This window comes from Micromonospora sp. NPDC049089 (genome assembly GCF_040648775.1).
GTDB lineage: Bacteria > Actinomycetota > Actinomycetes > Mycobacteriales > Micromonosporaceae > Micromonospora.
Genome location: NZ_JBEZEH010000300.1, coordinates 1 through 5,923, shown reverse-complemented (window position 1 = coordinate 5,923; position 5,923 = coordinate 1). Strand labels below are relative to the sequence as shown.

3 protein-coding genes are annotated in these 5,923 nt (G+C 69.5%); 1 reads left to right on the top strand and 2 read right to left on the bottom strand.

Annotation, left to right across the window (positions count from 1 at the left end; genetic code table 11):
- Nucleotides 1-154 precede the first annotated feature (154 nt).
- Nucleotides 155-1,009 carry a Rieske 2Fe-2S domain-containing protein gene (locus tag AB0B48_RS31460; RefSeq protein WP_328651462.1) on the bottom strand — a complete coding sequence of 285 codons (855 nt, stop codon included), beginning with the start codon at nucleotides 1,007-1,009 and terminating at the stop codon, nucleotides 155-157.
- 185 nt (nucleotides 1,010-1,194) lie between these two features.
- Between AB0B48_RS31460 and AB0B48_RS31455 the strand changes: the two genes are divergently transcribed.
- Nucleotides 1,195-1,995: a crotonase/enoyl-CoA hydratase family protein gene (locus AB0B48_RS31455; protein ID WP_357207950.1), complete on the top strand. Its 801-nt coding sequence runs from the start codon at nucleotides 1,195-1,197 to the stop codon at nucleotides 1,993-1,995.
- Nucleotide 1,996: 1 nt separating this feature from the next.
- On the opposite strand, the gene AB0B48_RS31450 is transcribed toward AB0B48_RS31455, so the two are convergent.
- Nucleotides 1,997-5,683, bottom strand: coding sequence for a discoidin domain-containing protein (locus AB0B48_RS31450; RefSeq protein WP_357207947.1), 3,687 nt, complete (start codon nucleotides 5,681-5,683; stop codon nucleotides 1,997-1,999).
- Nucleotides 5,684-5,923 lie beyond the last annotated feature (240 nt).

The window sequence follows — 5,923 nt, the reverse complement described above, 5'->3', positions numbered from 1 at the left end:
GAGTCATCATGATGACTCACAGACATCAGTGTCGGAGGAGTTACCGCCTTGGGGCGCGGAGCATCTGCGTGAGGTGAGGCCTCCCGACGCCGGAGGCGCCCGGACCGGGCCACGGCGCGGGCGGGCCAGCGCGGATCGGGCCAGCACTGGCGGGTCAGGGCAGGCGGGTCTGGAGCACGCCGTTCTGGATTCGGGTGGGCAGGATCTGCTGGTCGTTGCCGGAGGGCCCCTGTACGACCTCGCCGCCGTTGAGCCGGAAGGCGCTGCCGTGCCACGGGCAGACCACGCAGGCGTGGCCGTCGATCTCCTGCACTTCACCCTCGCCGAGCGGCCCGCTCTGGTGCGGGCAGCGCTCCAACATCACTGTCACCTCGTCACCGTGCCGGTAGAGGATCACTGAGATGTCGTCGTCCACCTCTCGGGTGATCAGGGTGCGTTGCGGCAGCGTCGCCATGTCGGCCAGCGAGTGCCAGCCATCGGTCATCCGGTGCAGCTCGGAGACGCTCTGGTTGACCTGCGCCCCCTGCTTGTACGCCAGGTGACCCCCGATGTACGCGCCGAGGCTCACCGTGGAGAGCCCGAGGAAGCCGAGGGCGCGACCCATTCCGTGGCGGCCGGACAGCCGGGCGGCCAGCGAGCCGGCGTAGAGCGTCATGCCGACGGTGTTGGCGGCGGCGTGCACCAGGCCGACCCGGCGCTGGTCCCGGGCGAGTGCCGCCCAGTCGTTCAGACCGGCGACGGCCGCCGGCAGCGCGCTGACGGTGCCCAGCCCGACCAGCACCGTGGCGGGCCGGCGCTGCCCGGGCATGAGGTCCAGCACCGCGGCGCTGATCCACGCGCCGACCGGGACCTGCACCATCGCCGGGTGCAGCGGATGCCCGAGGGTCACCCCGTGCAGCAGGTCGCGCAGCCGACGTGGACGTAGCGTCCCCAGGACGACCTTCTGCAACCGGTCACCCGCACGGTCCAGCCGGGAATCCTGCTCAACTTTCGTCAAAAGTGCTCGCACGAGTACCGACTTCCCGGCGTTCGCCGTCGCAAACCGGCCAGCGGCGACAAACCTGCCGCATCACCCAGGCCGCCGATCTTGCAGTTTGTGCTCACAAAATCCTGGTCACAGGGGGCGAATCGGCAACCCAAAGTGCAAGATCGACGGGGATTGTGGGGGTGGGGCCGGGCCGGCATGCTGGCGGGATGGGTGTACGGGTGGAGCGGGTCGGGGCGGTCACCACTGTGGTGCTGGACCGGGCGGACGCGCGGAACGCCGTGGACGGTCCTACTGCTCGGGCGCTGGCGGACGCGTTTCGGGCCTTCGAGGCTGATCCGGACGCGTTGGTGGCAGTGCTCTGGGGCGCCGGTGGGACGTTCTGCGCCGGCGCCGACCTCAAGGCGATCGGCACACCGAGCGGCAACCGGGTCGAGCCCGAGGGGGACGGCCCGATGGGTCCGACCCGGATGACGCTCAGCAAACCGGTGATCGCGGCGATCTCCGGGTACGCGGTGGCGGGCGGGCTCGAACTGGCGCTCTGGTGTGACCTGCGGGTCGCCGAGTCCGACGCGACACTCGGGGTCTTCTGCCGCCGCTGGGGAGTGCCGCTGATCGACGGTGGCACCGTCCGGCTGCCCCGGTTGATCGGCGAGAGTCGGGCCATGGACCTGATCCTCACCGGCCGGCCGGTGCCGGCCGACGAGGCGTACTCGATGGGGTTGGTCAATCGGTTGGTGCCACCCGGCCAGGCGCGGGCCGCGGCCGAGGAGTTGGCGGCGGCGATCGCCCGGCATCCGCAGACCTGCCTGCGCAACGACCGCGCCGCGCTGCTGGCCGGTACGGGACGACCCGAGCCGGAGGCGCTGGCGACCGAGTTGGCGTACGGGATGGATTCGCTGGCCACTGACGCGGCGGTCGGCGCGGCCCGGTTCGCCGCGGGCGAGGGCCGACACGGCGCGACGCCGCCGGGAGGGTGGGTCCCCCCGACGGCGTCGGCTACCGGGTGAATCAGTTGCGGTTGATGGTGAAGGTCGTCGTGGGGTTCTGGATGTCCACGGCGTTGTTGCTCAGCCGCAGGTTGTTGAAGGTGACCGACCCGACGGCCGGCCCCTGCCCCGCCTCCGGCATGGGGTTCGCCCAGATGGCGAAGCCGGACTTCGCGTCGTAGGCGTCCCCGCTCTTCCGGGCACCGCTGATCGAGACGTTCGTGAAGACCGTGTCGGTGATCGGGTTCTGCGGCTGCCCACCGACGTAGTTGGTCTGGAACATGATGCCGCTGTAGGTCGGATCGATGATGTCGACGTCGCTGACCCGGATGCCCTGGAACACCTTCGAGGCGGAGAAGACCCAGATCGCCGGGAAGGTCTGCCCACCCCAGAAGTGCCCACCGGCCCGCACGATCGAGATGTTCTCGAACCGGGTCGGCGGGTTGGCACCGAAGCCGTTCATCGGGTAGCCGAAGTCGAGCGAGCTGATGGTGATGCCCGAGTAGACCAGGGTGTCCGCGATGTAGATGTTGCGGAACGTATTGCCGTAACCGCCGTACACGGCGACACCGGCGGCCCGCCAGGTCAGGGTCGAGGTCAGGTTCTCGTAGATGTTGTCCTTCATGTCGGCGCCGCCCGCGTCGATGGCCGAGAACAGCGCGAAGCTGTCGTCGCCGGTAGCCCGGGCGTCGTTGTTGCTGACCAGGTTGTTGGTGCTCCCGTTGGTCATGTTGATGCCGTCGGCGAACATGTTCCGGATCCGGGAGTTCTTGATCGTCATGTAGTCGGTGTTCGCGCCCCAGTAGAGGCACACCATGTGCTCGTTCCAAATGTTGTCGATCACGATGTTCGACACGTTGGCGAAGTCGAACACCTTGCCCGGACCGTCGATCCGGGAGGTGTAGTTGCCGAAGTAGGCGAAGTTCTTGAAGGAGGAGTTCGCCGCCGAGTTCTCGGCCCGGAAGCCGATGTCGGTGTTGTCCTGGCCCGACGGAGCGTTGAACCGGGTGTACCAGGGGCCGGCGCCGGTCACCTGGACGGCCTTGCCGTACACCTGGAACTTGGACGAGGTGGAGTAGTTACCAGCCGGCAGGTACACCCCGACCAGGTTGCCGGTGGTGTCCATCCGCACCCGGTCCAGGGCGTTCTGCACGTCCTGGTGGGTGAAGCCGGTCGGCGTGGTGTAGCGCGCCGGGTCCGGGTTGGCGATCGGCGCCACCTGCTCGGTGTTGATGAAGTCGATGGCGTACGTGGTGGTGTTGGCCGGGTCCTTCTGAAGACGGATCTTGCTGCCGGCCGGGACGGTGGAGTTGAGCATGACGTTGGCTTCGTCGTAGATGTGCCGCGGTCCGCCCGCGCTCGGCGAGTTGCCCGGGCTGGCCTCGCTGCCGTAGAGCCAGGCGTACCGGGATGTCAGGTCGATGGCCTTGTGGAAGGCGCCGTTGACGTAGACGTTCACTGTCGAGTTGATTCCACCGCCGCCCGGCGCATCCGGGATGGAGAAGCGGGTGACCAGCGTGTTGGTGCTGGCTCGGGTGGTGAACTCGACGTAGCTGCCGGTCGAGTTGAGGGTCACCGCCCGCCGGCCGGACGCCTCGCCGGCCAGGTCGCCGATCTCCCGGTTCGGCCCGACGACCGCCGCGCCGCCGCCGACGACGCCGTCCTCGGCCTCGTACATGTCGTACGGCATGTTGGCACCGCGACCGACGAAGAGCGGCCGGTCACTGGTGTTGTTGACCTGCTTCACCGGCAGCTCGTTGCCGTCCACGGCGAGCACCACCCGGACGGTGTACTTGCCGTTCGCGGCGGTCCAGGTGCCCAGGCTGATCGGGCCGACCGTGGCACCGGCGTTGATCACGCCGGAGTAGGAGCCGGTCAGGGTACGGACCACGGTGCCGGACTCGTTGAGCACGGTCAGGGTGATGCCGTGCGCACCGGAGGCGGAAGCCTGGTTGCCGGCGTTGCGGACGGACACGGAGAAGGTCACCGTGTTGCCCGCCGACGGGTTGCCGGGCGACCAGGCGACCGCCGAGGCGACGAGGTCGGAGCTGGCGACCGCGGCGACGACCAGCGGGCTGGGGTTGGTGTAGCTGTTGTTGGTGTCGTCCTGCTCGACGACGGTGTTCGACTCGTCGACCTTGGCGCTGAGCGGGTAGCTGCCCGAGTCCCGGGTGCCGATGCTGGCGCTGACAGTGGTCGAGGCACCGGCAGCGAGACCGCCGACCGAGGCCGTGCCCACCCGGGTGGAGCCCAGGTAGAAGTTGACGTTGGTCGCGCCGGAGGCCGCCGAGCCCGCGTTACGTACCGTCGCGGAGAGCGTGATGGTGCTGGTCTCCACTGGTGCGGACGGGCTGAACGACATGCCGGTCACGGTCAGGTCCGGGTTCGGGGCCGGGGTGCCGAAGACCTGGAACTCGGCCACCTGACCGGCCGGGGCACCGGTGTTCGAGGCGATCGAGAGCCGTACGTCGGCCGCCGCGCCGGAGACCGGGATGGTCACCGTGTTGCCGCTGCCCGGGTTGAAGCTGTAGTTCGCCGCGCCGACCAGGGTGGTGAAGCTCGACGAGCCCTGGTCCCGGCCGAGCACAGTGATGTTCTGGGTACGCGCGCCCCACGCCGAGTCCGGGTTGAGCTTCACGACGACCTGGCTGAGGGTGGCGTTCGCGCCGAGCTGCACGGTCAGCGTGCTCGGGTTGCCGTTGCCCTCCCAGTAGGTGGCCACGTTGTTGTCGTTGGCGTTGGCGGCCACGAACGTGTGCACGAACCCGGAGGCGCTGATCGGCTTGCCGATCGCCAGGTTGGAGCCGGTCGGCGGGTTGCCGGTGCCGGTCCGGGTCACGGTGTTGCTGTTCGCCGACTGGTTGCCGGCGGCGTCCTTGGCCCGCACGTAGTACGACACCGTGGCGCTGTCCGCCTGGCTGTCGGTGTACGTGAGCGTCGAACCGCTGACGCTGCCGCGCAGCGCACCGTTGGCGTAGACGTCGTAGCCGGTCACCCCGACGTTGTCGGTCGACGCCGACCAGGCGAGCCGGATCTGCCCGCTGGCCGGCTGGGTGTAGGCCAGGTTGCCCGGCACGCTGGGAGCCTGGGTGTCGGTGCTGCCGGTCGCGCCGTACACCTCGACCTCGGACAGCTGGGCGGCCGGCCAACCGGTGTTGCCGGTGACCTCCACGCGTACGTAGCGGGTGCTGGCGGCGGTGAAGCTGACGGTCGCGGTGTTGCCGCTGCTCGGGTTGAAGGTGTAGCCGGCGGACGCCTTCAGGGTGGTGAAGGACGAACCGTTCGTCGAGCCCAGGATCGACAGCGTCTGCGTACGGGTCTGCCAGTCCGACGCGGGTGGCAGCTTGAGCACCACCCGGTCCACGCTGACAGTGGCGCCCAGGTCGGCCTGGATCCACTGCGGGAACGCGTTGTTGGCGCTCTCCCAGTAGGTCGACGCGTTGCCGTCGTTGGCGTTGCCCGCCACGTAGTTCTGGTTGTAGCTGCTGGCGGTCATGGTGGCGGAGAGCCCGGCGAGCATGGCCACGCGGGCGGCGGCTGCGGACGGGTCGGCCGCCGGTGCCGCGCTCGCCATGGGGGTGACGACCGGGGCGGTGGCGAGGAGCACGCCGGCGAGTACGCCGGCGAGCAGCCGTCGGTGGCCCGTGCGGGAGACGGGATTGTGCGCGCCGGTTGGCGGCGTGCCTCGTCTGGTGCCGTTACTGGACATGGGGTCGCTACACCTCTTTCGGGGGTGGGTGTGGGTGCGTTGCCCGGCGACGGGTGCAGGGGTACGCCCGTCGTTCCGCGACAGGTGGGGGACGGTGCTGGGTGGGACGGGTTGGACGGCCGGCGCGGCGTTGCGCCGGGACGCCCGGACCGGGTGCCCCCGCCCGGGGGGGGGGGGGGGGCGGGCGCCGTCCAGGTCATCGACCAGCTTGTGAATGATCTGCTTGGCCACGTCCCACAT

Bases quoted from the DNA above. Each gene is read 5' to 3' on its own strand.
- AB0B48_RS31455 (WP_357207950.1), top strand. From the start codon at position 1,195: ATGGGTGTACGGGTGGAGCGGGTCGGGGCGGTCACCACTGTGGTGCTG.
- AB0B48_RS31450 (WP_357207947.1), bottom strand. From the start codon at position 5,683: ATGTCCAGTAACGGCACCAGACGAGGCACGCCGCCAACCGGCGCGCAC.